Origin of the sequence: Nocardia sp. CY15, assembly GCF_009829295.1 — a bacterium.
Classification (GTDB): Bacteria; Actinomycetota; Actinomycetes; order Mycobacteriales; family Mycobacteriaceae; genus Nocardia; species Nocardia sputi.
Genome location: NZ_VUOT01000003.1, coordinates 205,226 through 224,100 on the forward strand (window position 1 = coordinate 205,226; position 18,875 = coordinate 224,100).

Below are 18,875 nucleotides of genomic sequence, written 5' to 3' on the forward strand. Positions count from 1 at the left end.
ACACTCAGGTTTCTGGGGTCGCCAGCCGCTGCGCGCTGCTCTGTGGGGCTGGTTCCAAGCGGTCCGCGAGGATCGTCGACGGGGCCGGCAACTGCCGGAGTAGCGCGCGTGTTGTGTGACACCGGAGCACAACTGAATATCGAACAGTGGTCGGACAGCCGATACCGTCCGACCGAAGGGGCGTAGCTCAACTGGCAGAGCAGCGGTCTCCAAAACCGCAGGTTGCAGGTTCAAGTCCTGTCGCCCCTGCCCTGGATGCCAGCGACGAGAGAGGACCGACGTGAGCGAGCGTAGCGAGCGAGCCATTGGCACAGCGCGCATCGCGCACGGCGGCACCGAGCGCAGCGAGGAGAAGGCGTGAGCGACGAGCGGGACACTCGCCGCGGCGCACATGCCGCCGACGAAGGCGATGGCACCGCCGCAGCGACCCGACCGAGCGGAAAGCGGTCCGCCCGGCGGTCCCGCAGTGCTTCCTCCCAGGTCGACACGGGCTCGATCGCCACGCTCGACCGCCCGTCGCGTAAGGCAACCAAGACGACCGATCGGGCCGAACGCAGGAAGCCGGGTAATCCGCTCAAGCGTTTGATCAAGTTCCTGCGTGAGGTCATCGCGGAACTGCGCAAGGTGATCTGGCCCAACCGGAAGCAGATGGTCACCTATACGAGCGTTGTTCTGGTGTTCGTGATTTTCATGGTCGCGTTCATCAGCGGGTTGGATCTGGCGTTCATCAAGGGTGTCAACTGGCTGTTCGGCTAGCTGAACGACGCCGACGCCGGTAGCCGATCCCGGGCGGACACGGGCGGCAGTGATTTCGCCGCGCGCCCGGCCCGGCACGCAGAGGATGTACGTGACGACACAGGAAGCGAGTGCCCCAGTGAGCACCCCGGAGAACGACACACCCGACAAGTTCCCGGCCGACGACGCGGTGGCCGAGCCCACCGACTCCGTCGAGGAGTTCGCGACCGACGGGCCCGCGCTCGAGGAATCGGAGCCCGCTGAGTCCGCCCCTGCCGCCGCTGTGGATGCCGAGCCCGCCGATCCCGTCGCCGAGATGAAGGCAGCGCTGCGGCGCGCCCCCGGTGAGTGGTACGTCATCCACTCCTACGCCGGCTACGAGAACAAGGTGAAGGCCAACCTCGAGACCCGCGTGCAGAACCTGGACCTGGAGGACTACATCTTCCAGGTCGAGGTGCCCACCGAAGAGGTCACCGAGATCAAGAACGGGCAGCGCAAGCACGTCAACCGCAAGGTGCTGCCCGGTTACATCCTGGTTCGGATGGAGCTCAACGACGAGTCGTGGGGCGCGGTGCGCAACACCCCCGGTGTCACCGGTTTCGTCGGCGCCACCTCGCGTCCGTCACCGCTGTCCATCGATGACGTGGTGAAGTTCCTCGTCCCGGCCGCGCAGCAGCAGAAGAAGCCCGCCGCGGCGGCCGCGGCGTCGAGCGCCGAGGCCGCGGGCGGCGAGGTCGCGCCGAAGCCGGTCATCGAGGTCGACTTCGAGGTCGGCGAGTCGGTGACGGTCATGGACGGCCCGTTCGCGACGCTGCCCGCCAGCATCTCCGAGGTCAACGCCGAGCAGCAGAAACTCAAGGTGCTCGTGTCGATCTTCGGCCGCGAGACCCCGGTCGAGCTGGCGTTCACCCAGGTCGCGAAGATCTAGACCGCTGTCAGCGGTCGGGTGAATCCGCCCGGTCGAGGATCGCGACACCAGACTTGCAAAGAGCAAGGACACCAAACACCTAGGAAAGAAAGATGCCCCCCAAGAAGAAGAAGCTCGCCGGGATCATCAAGCTTCAGATCCAGGCCGGCCAGGCGAACCCGGCCCCTCCGGTCGGCCCCGCGCTCGGTCAGCACGGCGTCAACATCATGGAGTTCTGCAAGGCGTACAACGCCGCGACCGAGTCGCAGCGTGGCAACGTCATTCCGGTCGAGATCTCGGTGTACGAGGATCGGTCGTTCGACTTCAAGCTGAAGACCCCGCCCGCCGCCAAGCTGCTGCTCAAGGCCGCAGGCGTGCAGAAGGGCTCGGCGGAGCCGCACCGCAACAAGGTCGCCAAGGTGACCATGGACCAGGTGCGCGAGATCGCCAAGACCAAGCAGGAAGATCTGAACGCCAACGACATCGATCAGGCGGCCAAGATCATCGCGGGTACCGCGCGTTCGATGGGCATCACCGTCGAAGGCTGAGCGGAATCGCTCCCTGGTGGGAGGGCCGGCCAGGCCCGATAACCACGTCTGAACTACCAACACAGCGGCGCCAGCGACGGGCTCGGAGGCGGAAGCCTACGTGACCACGGAGAGCCCGGGAGCGCCGCGGATCGAACAGGACAGAGAATCATGGCAAAACGAAGCAAGGCGTACCTCGCCGCGGCCGAGAAGGTCGATCGCACCAAGCTCTACTCCCCGCTGGCCGCCGCGCGCCTGGCGAAGGAGACCGCCACCACCAAGACCGACGCGACCGTCGAGGTCGCCGTGCGTCTCGGTGTGGATCCCCGCAAGGCGGACCAGATGGTCCGCGGCACGGTCAACCTGCCGCACGGCACCGGTAAGACCGCCCGCGTCATCGTGTTCGCGGCGGGCGAGAAGGCCGCCGAGGCCGAGGCCGCCGGAGCCGACGCCGTCGGCGCCGAGGACCTGATCGAGCGGATCCAGGGCGGCTGGCTGGACTTCGACGCCGCGATCGCCACCCCGGACCAGATGGCCAAGGTCGGCCGGATCGCGCGCGTCCTGGGCCCGCGCGGCCTGATGCCGAACCCGAAGACGGGCACGGTCACCACCGATGTGACCAAGGCTGTCAACGACATCAAGGGCGGCAAGATCAACTTCCGCGTCGACAAGCAGGCCAACCTGCACTTCGTCATCGGCAAGGCGTCCTTCGACGACGCGAAGCTGGTGGAGAACTACGGCGCCGCGCTGGACGAGATCCTGCGTGCGAAGCCGTCGACCGCCAAGGGGCGTTACGTCAAGAAGGTGACGGTCTCGACGAACACCGGACCGGGCATCCCGGTGGACCCGAACCGCACCCGCAACCTCCTCGACGAGGACGCGTAAGCAGCAGCTGAGCTGACCGCAACGGCGGGAACGCATTCGCGTTCCCGCCGTTGCGGCGTTACGGTTGTCCTTTGCCGACGCCTATCTGGTCGCGCTCGCGGAGGCCGATCCTGGATCGAGTGTCGCCTCCTTCGGCAAAGGTATCGAAAAGGTGAAGAGCGTCAGCCGAGTCGAACCAGCGCCCTTCGGCTCGGCTGACTGATATCACAGCTCAGCAACCCGGCTCGGCGGCTTCCGGTCGAGCGGCGAATCATTGACCTACCGTGCATTCATCGCCGTTCGCACTCGCCCTCGCCGCCCCGGCCATGTGTCCCGCACCACAACACGGTAGAGGCGGCACGTTTGATCGGGTGTTCTGTGAGGGGTCGTTTTGGCAGAAAGAACCCCTACAGGTACATTGGACATCAGTTATCGACGAGTTCGATCGCTACCCAATCCGTTCTACCGAAGACCGTTGGTCGCCGATCCCGCATGGGTTCGGTCGAAGGTCCGGCGACATTGCCGGCGGCCCACGCAGGGAGAGCCGAGGCTGGGAATTGATCCGGGTACATCTCGGATCGGTTTTCTGTTGCGCCCCGGAACGCTCTGCGTTCGGGGCGTTTGTTTTGTCGCCGGCCCCTGATCGGTAGTTCGCGTATACGAACCGACCAATCAGAGAGGAGGCGAAGTATGGCAAAACCCGAGAAGGTCACCGCGGTCGAGGAGATCGCGGAGCAGTTCAAGAGCTCGACGGCCACCGTCGTCACGGAATACCGTGGCCTGTCGGTCGGCAAGCTCACCGAGCTGCGGCGCGCGCTCGGCGCCGACGCCACGTACTCCGTCGCCAAGAACACCCTGGTCAAGCGTGCCGCCGCCGAGGCGGGCGTGGAAGGCCTCGACGAGCTGTTCGTCGGACCGACCGCGATCACCTTCATCACCGGTGAGCCGGTCAACGCGGCCAAGGCCCTGAAGACCTTCGCGAAGGACAACAAGGCGCTCATCATCAAGGGCGGCTACATGGACGGCGCTCCGCTGTCCGTGTCCGAGGTCGAGCGGATCGCCGACCTGGAGACCCGCGAGGTGCTTCTGGCCAAGCTGGCCGGCGCGCTGAAGGGCAACCTCGCCAAGGCCGCTGGTCTGTTCAACGCTCCCGCTTCGCAGGTGGCCCGCTTGGCCGCCGCGCTGCAGGAGAAGAAGCAGGCCGAAGAAGGCGCGACTGCCGCCGAGTAAGACCCGTGCGGCACGACACGCCCGCATAGACATCACCTACCGAAAGGAAAACAACAATGGCCAACGTTGACGAACTGCTCGAGACCTTCGGCAACATGACCCTGCTCGAGCTGTCGGACTTCGTGAAGAAGTTCGAGGAGAAGTTCGAGGTCACCGCGGCTGCTCCGGTCGCCGTCGCCGCCGTCGGCGGTGCCGCTGCTCCGGCCGAGGCCGTCGAGGAGCAGGACGAGTTCGACGTCGTGCTCGAGGGCGCGGGCGACAAGAAGATCCAGGTCATCAAGGTGGTCCGCGAGATCGTCTCCGGCCTGGGCCTGAAGGAGGCCAAGGACCTCGTCGAGAGCGCTCCGAAGCCGATCCTGGAGAAGGTCGCCAAGGATGCCGCCGAGGCTGCCAAGGCGAAGCTGGAAGAGGCCGGCGCCAAGGTCTCGGTCAAGTAATTCCGGACCGAAACACGCCGAACGGGCGGTCCCCTTTGTGGGGCCGCCCGTTTGCTGTTTTTCGGCAAACTTGCCGCAATTACAAATGGCGAAAGGATCGCGGGGTTACTCTTCAGTCAGCTCGGGGTGTGCCCCGTCTCTCTCATGGGTTACAGTGACCGAACCCACTGTGACGTGACGCACCGCGATGTCCGAGCGCGCGGTTCGCCGGTGGGCAGCTCGCTGAGAATTGTGGAGGTTGGCGTGGGCGTCGAGGTCAGGACCGAGAGTGTAACCAAGTCTTTCGGTTCGCAGCGGATTTGGCAGGACGTCTCTCTGACGTTGCCCTCGGGCGAGGTCAGCGCGCTGCTGGGCCCGTCGGGCACCGGTAAGTCGGTGTTCCTGAAGTCGCTGATCGGACTGCTGCGCCCGGAGCGCGGCTCGATCTACGTCGACGGCACCGATATCACCACCTGCTCCAACAAGCAGCTGTACGAGATCCGCAAGCTCTTCGGCGTCCTGTTCCAGGACGGCGCGCTGTTCGGGTCGATGAATCTGTTCGACAACGTGGCCTTCCCGCTGCGCGAGCACACCAAGAAGAGCGAATCCGAGATCAAGAAGATCGTCATGGAGAAGCTGGAGCTCACCGGTCTGCTCGGGGCCGAGGGCAAGCTGCCCGGCGAGATCTCCGGCGGTATGCGCAAGCGCGCCGGGCTGGCGCGCGCCCTGGTGCTGGATCCGCAGATCATCCTCGTCGACGAGCCCGACTCGGGCCTGGACCCGGTGCGCACCTCGTACCTGTCGCAGTTGCTGATCGATATCAACGCCCAGATCGACGCCACGATCCTGATCGTCACGCACAACATCAACCTCGCGCGCACCGTGCCGGACAACATCGGCATGCTCTTCCGTCGTCAGCTGGTCATGTTCGGCCCGCGCGAGGTGCTGCTGACCTCCGAGGAGCCCGTGGTCAAGCAGTTCCTCAACGGCCGCATGCTCGGCCCGATCGGCATGTCCGAGGAGAAGGACGAGGCGCAGATGGCGCGCGAGCAGGCGCTGGTGGACGCCGGTCACCACCACGGCGGCGCCGAAGAGGTGGAGGGGATCATCCCGCAGATGCGTGCGACCCCGGGCATGCCGGTGCGTCAGGCGGTGCTGCGGCGCAAGGAACGCGTTCGCGAGATCATGCACACCCTGCCGCACGCCGCCCAGGTGGCGATCCGTGAATCACTTGCGGAGAGCGACGACACGCAGGTGATGGCGTACAACAGCGGCGACCTGGCTAATTATCCGGGCGGCACGTACGACACCACCGTGCGACACAACACAACTAACGGGTAACATCTGCGATCGTGAATTCGACCCTGGCGCGATTGCGAACTCCCCTGGAGTCGGGGTTTGCCCAGGCCGGCAACATATTTGCGCTGTTCATCGACGTTCTACGCAAGACCTTTCGTCGTCCCTTCGAGTGGCGGGAGTTCATCGAGCAGTCGTGGTTCATTGCGAGCGTCTCGATCCTGCCCAGCGCGTTGGTCGCGATTCCCTTCGGCGCGGTCGTCGCACTGCAGACCGGCTCGTTGATCAAGCAGCTGGGCGCGGAATCCTTCACCGGTGCGACCAGCGTCCTGGCAACAGTCCAGCAGGCGGCTCCCGTCGTCACGGCCCTGATCATCGCGGGCGCGGCAGGGTCGGCGGTGGCCGCCGATCTGGGCTCGCGCACCATCCGCGAGGAGATCGACGCGCTGGAAGTGCTCGGCGTCGATCCGGTGCGAAAGCTGGTGGTGCCGCGCGTGATCGGCATGATGCTGGTCGCGCTGCTGCTCAACGGTTTGGTCTCGGTGGTCGGCATCGCGGGCGGGTATTTCTTCAACGTCCTGCTGCAGGGCGGTACCCCGGGCGCCTACCTGGCGTCGTTCTCCGCCCTGGCCCAGCTGCCGGACCTGTGGATCGGCGAGATCAAGGCAGCGGTGTTCGGCCTGATCGCCGGTGTGATCGCCGCGTACAAGGGTCTGCATCCCAAAGGGGGTCCGAAAGGAGTCGGTGACGCGGTGAACCAATCCGTGGTGATCACATTCATGGTGCTGTTCTTCGTGAACCTCATTCTGACCCTGGTGTACCTACAGGTCGTCCCGGCCAAGGGCGCCTGACGGATGGCCACGTCATACCGAACCCCGGTCGCCAAGTCCATGCGCCGGGTGGGTGAGATCGCTCGTATGCCGCTGGGCGTCATCGACCGCGCGGGCGAACAGATGTCGTTCTACCTGCGGGCCATCGCGTGGATTCCGCGCACCGCGGTGCACTACCGCAAGGAAGTCATGCGGCTGCTCGCCGAGGTCACCTTCGGCAGCGGCGCGCTCGCGGTGATCGGTGGCACCATCGGCGTCATCGTGTTCATGTCCGGCTCGGTCGGCGTCGTCGTCGGACTGCAGGGATTCAAGGCCCTCGACGCGCTCGGCAGCTCGGTGCTCACCGGCTTCCTCACCGCCTATATCAACACCCGCGAGATCGCGCCGCTGGTCGCCGCGCTCGCGCTCTCGGCAACGGTCGGTTGTGGTTTCACCGCGCAGCTGGGCGCCATGCGGATCTCCGAGGAGATCGACGCGCTCGAGGTGATGGCGGTGCCCGGCGTGCCGTTCCTGGTGACCAGCCGGGTGATCGCCGGGTTCCTCGCGGTGATCCCGCTCTACATCGTCGGGCTGCTGGGCACGTTCCTGGCATCGCGGACGATCAGCATCTGGTTCAACGGGCAGTCCAGCGGGTCCTACGACCACTATTTCAGTCTGTTCCTGCCACCGGAGGACGTGCTCTATTCGTTCCTCAAGGTGCTTGTCTTCGCGTTCGTGATCATCATGGTGCACTGCTACTACGGGTTCCACGCCACCGGCGGGCCCGCGGGCGTCGGCGTCGCGGTCGGCCGCGCGGTCCGCGCCGCCATCGTCCTGGTGAACGTGCTCGACTTCTTCCTCAGCCTCGCGATCTGGGGCACCACCACCACGGTGCGGGTGGCCGGATGAGCCGCACACAGACCTGGCGCTCGACGGAGAGACTGCGCATTCGAGTGCTGGGCATCGCGTTCTTCGTCGTGGTCGCGTTGTTCCTGTGGACCACCGTCGCGATCTACAACAAGCAGTTCGTGCGGACCGTCGACGTCGACCTGATCACCGACAGCGTGGGCAACGCGCTGACCCGCAACGCGGACGTGAAGGTGCGCGGCATCAATGTCGGCACGGTGCGGTCGAGCCGCTCCGAGGGTGGCGAGGTGACCTTGAACCTGGCCATCGATCCGGAGAAGGCGCGCCAGATCCCCGCCAACGCGACCGCGCGCCTGCTACCCAAGACGCTGTTCGGTGAGCGCTACGTGGACCTGGTGATTCCGCAGAATCCCAGCCCACAGCACCTGACCGACGGCTTGACGCTGCACCAGGACGTCAGCGGCAACGCGATCGAGCTGAGCAAACTGCTCGACGACCTGCTACCGCTGCTGCAGGCCATCCCGCCGCAGGATCTCGCGGCCACCCTGGGCGCGCTGTCCCAGGCGCTGGCCGGGCAAGGACTGGCGCTCGGCCAGAGCGTGGACAAGCTGGACGACATCTTCCGTCAGGTCAACGTCGTGCTTCCGGACCTGCAAGCCGACCTACGCAGTTTCGCCGAGGTGGCGGCCACCTACTCCGACGCGGCGCCGCAGCTGATCCAAGCCTTGGACAACCTACGCACGACCAACGCCACGATCGTGCAGCGACGCACCGATATCGACGTCCTGTACGCGACGCTGACGCCGACCTCCGCCACCACCACCGAGTTCTTGATCGCCAACCGCGACAACATCATCGACGTCGCCGCCGACTCCCGCCCCGCGCTGGAGCAACTGGCCTACTACTCGCCCAACTACGCCTGCTCGCTGGCGAACTTCGCGCAGCTGAAGCCGCGTATCGACCGGATCTTCGGCAAGGGCACCGATACGCCCGGCTCCCGGGTGACCATCGAACTCACCAACACCCGCGGCAAGTACCTGCCCAACCAGGACGAACCGCGCTGGCTGGACACGAGGGGGCCGTGGTGCATCCCCGAGATGCCGTTGGGCGTCGACCCCGGCCAGTACACCGGCGGCCCGAACAACGACGGCTCCTACGCTGTCCCCAGCCGCAACCCCGGTGACCAGGAGATCGGCCATCTGGAGCCGCCGCAGTTCGGCGTCTACCCGGCGAGCAAGATGCCGACCATCGCCGGTTCTCCCATGGAGCAGCAGTCGCTCGGCGCGATCTACGGCGCGGCCAACGGTGTCGCCCCGGATCAGGTGCCGGGCTGGGTGACCCGGGCCGGCGCGCCCGCGTTCCGCGGAAGCGAGGTGAGCGTGCGATGAAACAGCAGCTGCGCGGCCTGGGCGGGCCGCTGACCAAGCTGGTCGTCTTCGTCGTGGTGACCCTGTTCGTGACGACCATGCTCGGGCTGTCGATCGCCAACTACAGCGGTCGCGGCACCGGGTTCAAGGCCAGGTTCACCGACGTCACCGCCCTCAACCCGGGCGACGAGGTCCGCATCGCCGGCGTCCGCGTCGGCAAGGTCACCGATGTCTCGATCGTGGACAAGCGGCTGGCCGAGGTCCGGTTCGATCTGCTCGACCGGGATTGGCTGCCCGCCTCGACCACGGCCACGATCAAGTACCGCAACCTCGTCGGCCAGCGCTACATCGCGCTGGAGCAGGGCACGGGGGAACAGGGCCGCAAACTGAACAAGGGCGGCACCATCCCGCTGGAGCGCACCCGGCCCGCGCTGAACCTGACCACGCTGTTCAACGGCTTCCGGCCGCTGTTCCGCACGCTGACCGCCGACGACGTGAACAAGTTGTCTTTCGAGATCATCCAGGTCTTCCAGGGCGAGCAGGGCACGATCCGCGATCTGGTCGCGACCACAGCGAACCTGACCAACAAGATCGCGGACAAGGACGCCGTGATCGGTGAGCTGACCCGCAACCTGACCGCCGTACTGGACGCGGTCAACCAGCGCGACGACCAGTTCGACCAGTTGATCGTGAACACCGAGGCGCTGATCAGCGGCCTCAATGCCGACCGCGACACGATCGGGCGCTCGGTGACCTCGCTGGCCAACCTGACCTCGGCGACATCGGACCTACTCGTCCCGGTGCGTCCGACGCTGCAAGGCTCGATCGCGGGCCTGAGCCAGCTGACCGGCACGCTCGACGAGCGTCAGGACGAGGTGAACGAAGCGCTGTACAACCTGCCGCTGAAGATGGAGAAGCTCGGCCGCGCCGCCAGCTACGGCTCCTGGTTCCAGTTCTACCTGTGCGGCATCGACATCGTCGTCGGACCGGGCGCGGTCGACGCGCCGCAGCTCAACCTGCCCGCGGGCCTGCCGACGATCAACCAGCCGCTGTACACCAACGCGGCGCCGCGCTGCCACGGGAAGGCTCGCTGATGGACGACCGGACTCTGCTCGGTAAGCGCAGCCCGGCGTTCATGGGCGTACTCGGCCTCGCCATGGTGCTGCTGGTGACGGTGTCGGCGTTCTCCCTGGATCAGTTGCCGATCATCGGCGCGGGGACCAAGTACACCGCCGAATTCACCGAGGCGGCGGGCCTGAAGAAGGGCAACGAAGTCCGCGTCGCGGGCGTCAAGGTCGGTTCGGTGTCCAATGTGCGGCTCGCCGGTGACCGCGTGCTCGTGGACTTCCGCACCAAGGACACCTGGATCGGCAACGACACCACCGCGTCCATCCAGATCAAGACGCTGCTCGGACAGAAGTACCTCGCGCTCGACCCGAGGGGCTCGAAGCCTGCCGATCCGAGTACGCGAATTCCGCTGTCCCGCACGGTCTCTCCGTACGACGTGGTGGACGCGTTCACCGATGCCGCGCGCACGATCGATCAGATCGACACCTCACAGCTGGCCAAGAGCATGCAAGTGCTGTCGGAGGCGTTCGAGACGACGCCGCCGGAGATCCGCGGCTCCATCGACGGGGTCGCGCGGCTGTCGGAGACGCTGGCCAAACGCGACCAGGAGCTGAAGAAGCTGTTCGCCGCGACCAGGCAGACCACGCAGGTACTCGCCGACCGCAACGCCGAGTTCGAGCGGCTGCTGGCCTCCGGCGGCCAGCTGCTGGCCGAACTGAACATCCGGCAGCAGTCCATCAAGCAGTTGTTGTCCGGCGCCAAGACGGTTTCGGCGGAGCTGAGCGCGCTCGTGCACGACAACGAGGAGCAGATCGGCCCCGCGCTGACGAATCTGCGCGCCTCCATCGATCTGCTCAACGCCAACCAGCAGAACATCTCCAAGACATTGGAACTCGCGGCCCCGTTCTACAACCTCTACGCCAACGTGCTGGGGACCGGCCGCTGGTTCGACGCGGTGATCGTCAACGTGCTGCCGCCCGCGCTACCCGAAATCCCCGGCTACCGTCAGCCGATCCGCACCCTGGGAGGTAACTGACGTGGCGGAGAACTGGCGTAACGATCCCGTCGGCGCGGTGCGCGGTTCCAGCCGCGGCGCCAAGGTGGGCATCGCGCTGGTAGTCGTCCTCGCCGTGCTGGTGGCGGTGGTGCTGTGGTGGCTGTTCAACCGGCTGACCACCACCAGAATCACCGCGTACTTCGATCGGTCGGTCGGCATCTACGAGGGCTCGGACGTGCGGATTCTCGGCGTGCCGGTCGGCTCGGTGGACAAGGTCGAGCCGCAGGGCGACCAGGTCAAGGTCGTGATGAGCGTGAACCGCGAGTTCGATGTGCCCGCGGGCGCGCGGGCCGCCCAGATCACACCGTCCATCGTCTCCGACCGCTACATCCAGCTGACCCCGGTCTACACCGGCGGCCCGAAGATGCCGCGCGACGCGACGATTCCGCGCGAGCGCACGGCGACGCCGGTCGAAGTCGACCAGTTGTACAAGAGCATCACCGAACTGTCGGACGCGTTGGGCCCCAACGGCGCCAATGCCGAGGGCGCGGTGAACGACCTGGTGCGCACCGGCGCGGCGAATCTGGCGGGCAACGGTGAGGCGCTTGCCAACAGCCTGACCCAGCTGTCCAGGGCGGCCCGCTACTTGTCCGACGCGCGCGGCGACATCTTCGACACGGTCAAGAATTTGCAGGCTTTCATCACCATGCTGGCCCAGAACGACCAGCAGGTACGGCAGTTCAACACCCAGCTGGCCGACCTGTCGACGTTCCTGGCCGACGAACGCGAGGACCTCGGCGCCGCGCTGCATCTGCTCTCTGTCGCGCTCGGCGACGTCGCCCGCTTCATCGACGACAATCGAGACCTGATCGCCAGCAACGCCGAAGGTTTGATCACGCTCACCAAGACGCTGTCCGACCAGCGCGACGACGTGGCCGCCTTGCTGCCGGTCCTGCCGGTGGCGTTGAGCAACCTGATCAACGTGCACAACGCCGAATCGGGCACCCTCGACATGCGTGCCAACTTCCCCGAATTGCAGGACCCGTTCGGTGTGGTGTGCAAGATGCTCGACCTGTCCAAACTGATGCCGGGCGATCCCAAGTTCGAGGCCCTCGGCAGACAGATGCGGCCGGTTCTCGATCACTGCAAGGAGATCACCGACCAGATCACCGCCGGGGTGCAGACCCCGACGCTGATCCTGCCGTTCGGCATCCTCAGCGGCGAGAACCAGCAGCGTGACCCGGTGCCGGGCACGGTGCCCGGCACGCCGTCGGACCGGCTTCCGCCGTCGCAGGAAGGTGCGCGATGAGCATTCGGATCCGTTCGGTCGCACGCGGTTTCGGCGCGGCCCTGGCGCTGGGTCTGTCCGCCGCCCTGGTCAGTTCGTGCGCCGCCGACGGCATCTACAGCGTGCCGCTGCCCGGCGGCGCCGACGTGGGCGAGCGCCCGATGCACATCGATATCCAGTTCGACGACGTTCTCGACCTGGTTCCGCAGTCGGCGGTCAAGGTCGAGGGCGTGCCGGTCGGCCGGGTCGAGAAGATCAGCCTCGGCGAAGACCAGTGGACCGCCACCGTGCGTACTCTGGTCAACTCCTCGGTGGACCTGCCCGCGAACGCGCGCGCAGAGGTGCGGCAGTCGAATCTGCTCGGCGAGAAGTTCATCGAGCTCTCCCGGCCCGCCGCCGATCCCGATCCCTACCGGCTCACCGACGGGTCGGTCATCCCGCTCGACCGCACCCGGCACGCCACCGAGGTCGAGCAGGTGCTCGGTGCGCTGTCGCTGCTGCTCAACGGCGGTGGCGTCGCGCAGTTGCAGCCGATCGTCACGGAGCTGAACAAGACACTCGGCGGCCGGGAAGACCGGGTGCGCTCGCTGATCGAGCAGGCGAACACGCTGATCGGCGGCCTGAACCAGCAGGTGGACGACATCACCCGCGCGCTCGACGGTCTCGATGTGCTCAGCAGCCGGGTCAGCAGGCAGACCGACCAGATCGGCAAGATCCTCGACGAGCTGCCGCAGGGCATCAAGATCCTGGAAGAACAGCGCCCGCAGCTGGTCGGCCTGCTCGCGCAGCTGGACCGGCTCGGCGAGGTGGGCTTCGACGTGCTGAACACCTCGAAGGACGACCTGATCCGCGACCTCACCGCGCTGCGGCCGACATTGCAGGAACTGGGCCGTGCGGCGCCGGATCTGGTCGCCGCGGTTCCCCTGATCCCGACCTACCCGTTCCCCGACTCGGCGCTGGAGAGCACCTTCGGCGGCAGCGTGAACACGTGGTTGTCGGTGGACCAGCAGATCGGCGTCACCCTCGGCAACCTCGGCGTGGGCAAGCCCGATCCGGTGTACATCCCGCCGGTCGGCCCCCCGGTGCCGGTGGACCCGACCAATCCGTACTACAACGGCAACGGCCCGCGTCCGGGCTGGCCGACGGTATCGATCCTGCCGCTGCCGCCGCTGATGGCGCAGCCGCCCGCGCCGGGTGTGCCGCCGAACCCGGCCGGGGCGATCCTCGAGCAACTCGGTGTGGGGAGTGGTCCGCGGTGACACGTCTGGTCCGATGGCAGCTCATCGCGTTCCTGGTGATCGCGGTGCTCGGCGTCGTGTACGTCGGCGGCAAGTACATCCGCCTCGACCACATGGTGGGGCTCAACGAGTACACGGTGAAGCTGCGTGCGGCGCAGACCGGCGGCATCTACAAGGGCGCCGAAGTGACCTACCGCGGCGTCCCGGTCGGGCGGGTCGGTGAGCTGGAACTCACCGGCGAGGGCGTGGTGATGAACCTCGTCATCGACTCGAGTTCGCCGAAGATCCCGGCGTCGGCGAAAGCCGTGGTGGCCAACCGTTCGGCGATCGGTGAGCAGTACGTCGACCTGCAGCCGGACTCGGACGCCGGCCCGTACCTGCGGGACAACTCGGTGATCACCTCGGCGACCCTGCCGGTGCCGGTGGAGGAGCTGATCTCCAGCGTGGACTCCTTCGCGGGCTCGGTGGACCTGAACGCGCTCAACACGACGGTGCGCGAACTCGGCAAGGCGTTCGACGGCAAAGGCGACGATCTGCGAGTACTGATCGATTCGCTGAACAAGTTCACCGAGACCTTCCACGCGACGCTCCCGCAGACCATCCAGCTGGTCCGCGACGGCCGTGTCGCGCTCGGCACGCAAGCCGACCAGTCCGCCGCGATCCGCGAATTCAGCGACGGCCTCGACCGGCTCACCGCCCAGCTGCGCTCCAGCGACCCCGACGTGCGCAGGCTCATCGGCACCGGAACCGACGCGGGGGAGCAGATCGGCGCGCTGATCGACGAGAGCGGCGGCGCGCTCACCCAGGACCTGGCCAACTTGCGGCTGTTGTTGCAGGCGATCTCGCCGAAGTTCTACGCGATCAAGCCCTTGTTGCAGATGATCCCGCAGCTGTCGATCGGCGGGTCCTCCACCGCGCCCGGCGATGGGACCAGCCACTTCGGCCTCGTGCTGGAAACCAACAACCCACCCGCCTGTACCGTGGGCTACGAGGGCACGCATCGGATTCTGGAACAGATGAAGGCGCAGAACCCGGACTTCGACGACACGCGCGACGAGTTCCCGTTCAACAAAGACGCCAGATGTCTTGTCCCCTTCGGTAATCCGACCGCCGTCCGGGGTGGCGACCGAGCCGAATTCGCCGATCCGGCCATCGTCCAGCCCTGGGACTCCAACCCCAAAACCGATCCGGAGAAGCTGAACCTGACTCCGGTCGCCGTGCAGTTGTCGACCCTGCTGGGGGTCACACCGAAGCGGTGACCAGGAGCAATGACGTTAGGGTGTCGAGCGTGAGTGACTGGAGCGAGCGAACCACGGGCATGCTGTCCTGGAGCGCGACCGAGCCGAGCGACGGCGAGGCGCTGTCGTGACCGCCGACCTGGCCAAGCAGTCCGATGCGGTGTCGCAGGACGCGCCGGACATCGCGACGGCGGACAAGCCCGCCCCGCCCGCGAAGCCGGGCGACGCGGGCGATCAGAAGGCCGCCGACCGGAGCGACTCCGCGCGTCCGGGCGGCGGGTCCGCGCTGGGCCGGGTGGTTGTGGTCTGCTCCGCCGCGCTGCTGGTGATCGCGTTGAGCTGCGCAGCATGGTTCGGAGCGGGTTGGGTGCGGGCCGCGCTGACCGACGGACCGCGCGCCGACGCCCGCGACACCGCGCTGGACGCCGCCCGGCAGGCCGCGCTCAACATGACCTCGATGAACTTGGACGACGTGCCCGGCTCGCTGGCGCTGGCCAGGTCCTCGATGACCGGCGCGCTGCTGGACTCGGCCACGAAGAACAAGGACCAGGCCGAGAAGCTGGCCCAGCAGAGCGGGATCGGGATGACCTCGAAGGTGCTCGGCGCGGCGCTCACCTCGCTCAACAGCGAACAGGACAAGGCGTCGGCGCTGGTCGTGCTACAGGTCACCGAAAAGGGCAAGGACTCCCCGTCCGCCGACTACCGCTATACCTGGACCGTCGACCTGGCCAAGGACGGCGACATCTGGAAGGCCGAGCAGATCTCCTCGCTCAGCCAGCCGGTGCTGTTGAGCGGCGGCCCCGCTCAACAGGCGCCCGCCCCGGCGGCCGACCAGCCGCCCGCAGCGCCCAAGCCGGGATCGTAGGAGGAACACCCATGACGTCTCGCCGACCGGTCAACCGGGTCACCTCCAAGCGCAGGCCCGCCACGGAGTCTTCCGCGCGTACCGCCTCCGCGCGTACCGAGCGGCCCGCAACCGGCCGTAAACCGCGCGTGACGGGCATTTCCCGGCCCGGCGGGCAGTCGGGTGCCGTTCGCGGCGAAGAGCCCCGTGCGGACGCGGGCGGGTCGTCGCGGTGGCGTGGGATCCTGCCGCGGAAGCCGAGTCGTCCGTCGCGCCGCGACGGCGGGCGCCCCCGATGGGGACTCGTCGCCGGCATGCTGATCGCCGCTACCCTGCTGGGTGGTTTCGCATGGCTGGCCGCCCAGCGGCCCGGGGTGGACACCTCGAACCAGGCGTATGTGGACAACGAGGCCACCCAAGAAGTGCGCGCGGCCGCCGACCACGCCCTGCGCACCGTCTACGCCTACGACGTACAGAACATCAACGGCTACCGGGACACCGCCAAGCAGGTGCTCACCGGGAAGATGCTCGCCGATTTGGACAAGTACGCCGACACGACGATTTCGGCGGTCAAGCAGGCGCAGACCAGCGCCGACGCGAAAGCCGATCCGATTGCTGTGACGTTGCTAACCGATGATCGCGCCGAGCTGATCGTCAACTTGGTGGTGAGCGCCACCAAGGACGGCGTAGCGCAGCAGAGCGTCGCGGGACCGGTGGTCCTGCACATGCAGAAGGTGGATGGTCGCTGGCTGGCCAGCGACATCGTGGACCAGTAACCCCCGCCGTATCGGCGGGGATGACGCAGCGCGGCAGGCGATCTCACCGGCTCCCCGGCCGGGCCTGCCACTTGACGAGTTTCGCCCGAACCGTCACGCTATTCACAACAGCGGCAGCTGTCACAGTGGCTTCCAGCGCACCGCACCTGAAGGACGCAGCCAGCGACTTCGACGCGGCGCGGCAGCCATGCGGACGATCACACGGGTGGTACTTTGACACTCCCGTGTACTTGGGTGTAGGTTTGGACGTTGCGCTGGCTGCCTCCTGTCCATACCTCGATTTGCACACGTAAGTTCACCCTTCCGGTGTTACTTCCGTGGTTGCCTGTTCGAGTTTCGTTCGGGTAGTAACCAGCGGAATTCGTAGCAGACAAGCGACGGTCGCGGACCACCACGCGACGCGCGTGAGGTGCTGGAAGGACGCATCTTGGCAGTCTCCACCCAGACCAAGGCAGTTGCCGGAATCCCCGGAGCCCCGTTGCGGGTGTCTTTCGCGAAGATCCGTGAACCCTTGGAGGTGCCCGGACTTCTCGATCTACAAACGGAATCGTTCGCCTGGTTGATCGGTTCGCCGGAATGGCGCGAGCGCGCGGCCGCTCGCGGCGATGTCGGCCTAGTCGGTGGCCTCGAGGAGGTGCTCGAGGAGCTCTCTCCGATCGAGGACTTCTCCGGCTCCATGTCGCTGTCGTTCTCCGACCCGCGCTTCGAAGAGGTCAAGGCCTCGATCGATGAGTGCAAAGACAAGGACATGACCTATGCGGCTCCGCTGTTCGTGACAGCGGAGTTCATCAACAACAACACCGGTGAGATCAAGAGCCAGACGGTCTTCATGGGTGACTTCCCGATGATGACCGACAAGGGCACGTTCATCATCAACGGCACCGAGCGCGTCGTCGTCTCGCAGCTGGTGCGTTCGCCGGGTGTCTACTTCGACCACAGCGTCGACAAGGGCACGGAGAAGGACCTGCACAGCGTGCGCGTCATCCCCAGCCGCGGCGCGTGGCTGGAATTCGACGTGGACAAGCGCGACACCGTGGGCGTTCGCATCGACCGCAAGCGCCGTCAGCCGGTCACCGTGCTGCTCAAGGCGCTGGGGTGGACCACCGAGGAGATCGTCGAGCGCTTCGGCTTCTCCGAGATCATGATGTCGACCCTGGAGAAGGACAACACCGCCGGTCAGGACGAGGCGCTGTTGGACATCTACCGCAAGCTGCGTCCGGGCGAGCCGCCGACCAAGGAGTCCGCGCAGACTCTGCTGGAGAACCTGTTCTTCAAGGAGAAGCGCTACGACCTGGCGCGCGTCGGCCGGTACAAGATCAACAAGAAGCTCGGCATCCACGTGGGCGAGCAGGTCGTCGGTTCGGTGCTGACGAGGGAAGACATCGTCAACACCATCGAGTACCTGGTGCGGCTGCACTCGGGCGACAAGGCCATGACCGCCCCCGGTGGCGTCGAGGTTCCGGTGGAAGTGGATGACATCGACCACTTCGGCAACCGTCGCCTGCGCACCGTCGGCGAGCTGATCCAGAACCAGATCCGGGTCGGTCTCTCCCGCATGGAGCGCGTGGTCCGCGAGCGCATGACGACTCAGGACGTCGAGGCGATCACGCCGCAGACCCTGATCAACATCCGCCCGGTCGTCGCCGCGATCAAGGAGTTCTTCGGAACGTCCCAGCTGTCGCAGTTCATGGACCAGAACAACCCGCTGTCGGGCCTGACCCACAAGCGCCGCCTCTCGGCGCTGGGCCCGGGTGGTCTGTCCCGTGAGCGCGCCGGCCTGGAAGTACGTGACGTCCACCCGTCGCACTACGGCCGCATGTGCCCGATCGAGACCCCGGAAGGCCCGAACATCGGCCTGATCGGCTCGCTGTCGGTGTACGCGCGGGTCAACCCGTTCGGCTTCATCGAGACGCCGTACCGCAAGGTGGTCGAGGGCCGGGTGACCGACGAGGTCCGTTACCTGACCGCCGACGAGGAGGACAGGCACGTTCGTGCCCAGGCCAACTCGCCGGTCGACGCCGACGGCCGCTTCCTCGAGGACCGGGTGCTGTGCCGCCGGGGCAACGAGGAGAACGAGCTCGTCGCGGCCACCGAGGTCGACTACATGGACGTGTCGCCGCGTCAGATGGTGTCGGTCGCGACGGCGATGATCCCGTTCCTCGAGCACGACGACGCCAACCGCGCCCTGATGGGCGCGAACATGCAGCGTCAGGCCGTGCCGCTGATCCGTTCCGAGGCGCCGATCGTCGGCACCGGCATGGAGCTGCGCGCTGCCGTGGACGCCGGTGATGTCGTGGTGAACGAGAAGGCCGGTGTGGTGGAGGAGGTTTCCGCCGACTACGTCACGGTGATGGCTGATGACGGGACGCGTAAGTCCTATCGGATGCGTAAGTTCGCTCGGTCGAATC

18 protein-coding genes and 1 tRNA gene are annotated in these 18,875 nt (G+C 66.5%); all 19 read left to right on the forward strand.

Annotation, left to right across the window (positions count from 1 at the left end):
- Positions 1-176: 176 nt before the first annotated feature.
- Positions 177-249: transfer RNA gene (locus GVY39_RS07815), tRNA-Trp, on the forward strand.
- Between the two features lie 108 nt (positions 250-357).
- A complete protein-coding gene (secE, locus tag GVY39_RS07820; protein WP_159921370.1) occupies positions 358-756 on the forward strand; it encodes a preprotein translocase subunit SecE in 399 nt (132 codons plus the stop codon).
- 118 nt (positions 757-874) lie between these two features.
- The gene (gene nusG / locus GVY39_RS07825; RefSeq protein ID WP_159921734.1) at positions 875-1,663 is read left to right on the forward strand and encodes a transcription termination/antitermination protein NusG; all 789 of its coding nucleotides are present in this window, start codon (positions 875-877) and stop codon (positions 1,661-1,663) included.
- 92 nt (positions 1,664-1,755) lie between these two features.
- On the forward strand, positions 1,756-2,190 hold the full coding sequence (rplK, locus tag GVY39_RS07830) for a 50S ribosomal protein L11 (RefSeq protein WP_014988496.1): 435 nt from the start codon (positions 1,756-1,758) through the stop codon (positions 2,188-2,190).
- A gap of 150 nt (positions 2,191-2,340) precedes the next feature.
- Positions 2,341-3,054 carry a 50S ribosomal protein L1 gene (gene rplA, locus GVY39_RS07835; protein ID WP_159921368.1) on the forward strand — a complete coding sequence of 238 codons (714 nt, stop codon included), beginning with the start codon at positions 2,341-2,343 and terminating at the stop codon, positions 3,052-3,054.
- Between the two features lie 669 nt (positions 3,055-3,723).
- Entirely contained in the window at positions 3,724-4,263 is a 540-nt protein-coding gene (gene rplJ, locus GVY39_RS07840) for a 50S ribosomal protein L10 (RefSeq protein WP_159921366.1), read from the forward strand.
- Positions 4,264-4,319: 56 nt separating this feature from the next.
- Entirely contained in the window at positions 4,320-4,700 is a 381-nt protein-coding gene (gene rplL / locus GVY39_RS07845; protein ID WP_039802004.1) for a 50S ribosomal protein L7/L12, read from the forward strand.
- 243 nt (positions 4,701-4,943) lie between these two features.
- Entirely contained in the window at positions 4,944-6,020 is a 1,077-nt protein-coding gene (locus tag GVY39_RS07850; RefSeq protein ID WP_195069751.1) for an ABC transporter ATP-binding protein, read from the forward strand.
- Positions 6,021-6,031: 11 nt separating this feature from the next.
- Complete coding sequence (locus GVY39_RS07855) at positions 6,032-6,826, forward strand: ABC transporter permease (RefSeq protein ID WP_159921364.1); 795 nt, start codon at positions 6,032-6,034, stop codon at positions 6,824-6,826.
- A 3-nt stretch (positions 6,827-6,829) separates the two neighbouring features.
- Positions 6,830-7,693: an ABC transporter permease gene (locus tag GVY39_RS07860; RefSeq protein WP_159921362.1), complete on the forward strand. Its 864-nt coding sequence runs from the start codon at positions 6,830-6,832 to the stop codon at positions 7,691-7,693.
- Positions 7,690-9,039 carry an MCE family protein gene (locus GVY39_RS07865; protein ID WP_159921360.1) on the forward strand — a complete coding sequence of 450 codons (1,350 nt, stop codon included), beginning with the start codon at positions 7,690-7,692 and terminating at the stop codon, positions 9,037-9,039. The genes GVY39_RS07860 and GVY39_RS07865 overlap by 4 nt, the downstream gene beginning before the upstream one ends.
- Entirely contained in the window at positions 9,036-10,112 is a 1,077-nt protein-coding gene (locus tag GVY39_RS07870; protein ID WP_195069590.1) for an MCE family protein, read from the forward strand. The genes GVY39_RS07865 and GVY39_RS07870 overlap by 4 nt, the downstream gene beginning before the upstream one ends.
- Complete coding sequence (locus tag GVY39_RS07875; protein WP_223518969.1) at positions 10,112-11,122, forward strand: MCE family protein; 1,011 nt, start codon at positions 10,112-10,114, stop codon at positions 11,120-11,122. The genes GVY39_RS07870 and GVY39_RS07875 overlap by 1 nt, the downstream gene beginning before the upstream one ends.
- Positions 11,123-11,159: 37 nt before the next feature.
- Positions 11,160-12,392, forward strand: a complete 1,233-nt coding sequence (locus GVY39_RS07880) for an MCE family protein (RefSeq protein WP_159921726.1) — start codon at positions 11,160-11,162, stop codon at positions 12,390-12,392.
- Positions 12,389-13,630, forward strand: a complete 1,242-nt coding sequence (locus tag GVY39_RS07885; protein WP_159921358.1) for an MCE family protein — start codon at positions 12,389-12,391, stop codon at positions 13,628-13,630. The genes GVY39_RS07880 and GVY39_RS07885 overlap by 4 nt, the downstream gene beginning before the upstream one ends.
- The gene (locus GVY39_RS07890; protein WP_159921356.1) at positions 13,627-14,868 is read left to right on the forward strand and encodes an MCE family protein; all 1,242 of its coding nucleotides are present in this window, start codon (positions 13,627-13,629) and stop codon (positions 14,866-14,868) included. Before GVY39_RS07885 ends, GVY39_RS07890 begins: the two co-directional genes overlap by 4 nt.
- Before the next feature lie 106 nt (positions 14,869-14,974).
- On the forward strand, positions 14,975-15,712 hold the full coding sequence (locus GVY39_RS07895) for a hypothetical protein (protein WP_195069589.1): 738 nt from the start codon (positions 14,975-14,977) through the stop codon (positions 15,710-15,712).
- Positions 15,713-15,723: 11 nt separating this feature from the next.
- Positions 15,724-16,467, forward strand: coding sequence for a hypothetical protein (locus GVY39_RS07900; RefSeq protein WP_159921354.1), 744 nt, complete (start codon positions 15,724-15,726; stop codon positions 16,465-16,467).
- Positions 16,468-16,876: 409 nt separating this feature from the next.
- Positions 16,877-18,875, forward strand: a 1,999-nt coding sequence (locus GVY39_RS07905) for a DNA-directed RNA polymerase subunit beta (protein ID WP_159921352.1), incomplete at its 3' end; no start/stop codon positions are given.

Coding starts and splice junctions, on each gene's coding strand:
- rplK (WP_014988496.1), top strand. CDS start 1,756: ATGCCCCCCAAGAAGAAGAAGCTCGCCGGGATCATCAAGCTTCAGATC.
- rplA (WP_159921368.1), top strand. CDS start 2,341: ATGGCAAAACGAAGCAAGGCGTACCTCGCCGCGGCCGAGAAGGTCGAT.
- rplJ (WP_159921366.1), top strand. CDS start 3,724: ATGGCAAAACCCGAGAAGGTCACCGCGGTCGAGGAGATCGCGGAGCAG.
- rplL (WP_039802004.1), top strand. CDS start 4,320: ATGGCCAACGTTGACGAACTGCTCGAGACCTTCGGCAACATGACCCTG.
- GVY39_RS07860 (WP_159921362.1), top strand. CDS start 6,830: ATGGCCACGTCATACCGAACCCCGGTCGCCAAGTCCATGCGCCGGGTG.
- GVY39_RS07865 (WP_159921360.1), top strand. CDS start 7,690: ATGAGCCGCACACAGACCTGGCGCTCGACGGAGAGACTGCGCATTCGA.
- GVY39_RS07870 (WP_195069590.1), top strand. CDS start 9,036: ATGAAACAGCAGCTGCGCGGCCTGGGCGGGCCGCTGACCAAGCTGGTC.
- GVY39_RS07875 (WP_223518969.1), top strand. CDS start 10,112: ATGGACGACCGGACTCTGCTCGGTAAGCGCAGCCCGGCGTTCATGGGC.
- GVY39_RS07885 (WP_159921358.1), top strand. CDS start 12,389: ATGAGCATTCGGATCCGTTCGGTCGCACGCGGTTTCGGCGCGGCCCTG.
- GVY39_RS07900 (WP_159921354.1), top strand. CDS start 15,724: ATGACGTCTCGCCGACCGGTCAACCGGGTCACCTCCAAGCGCAGGCCC.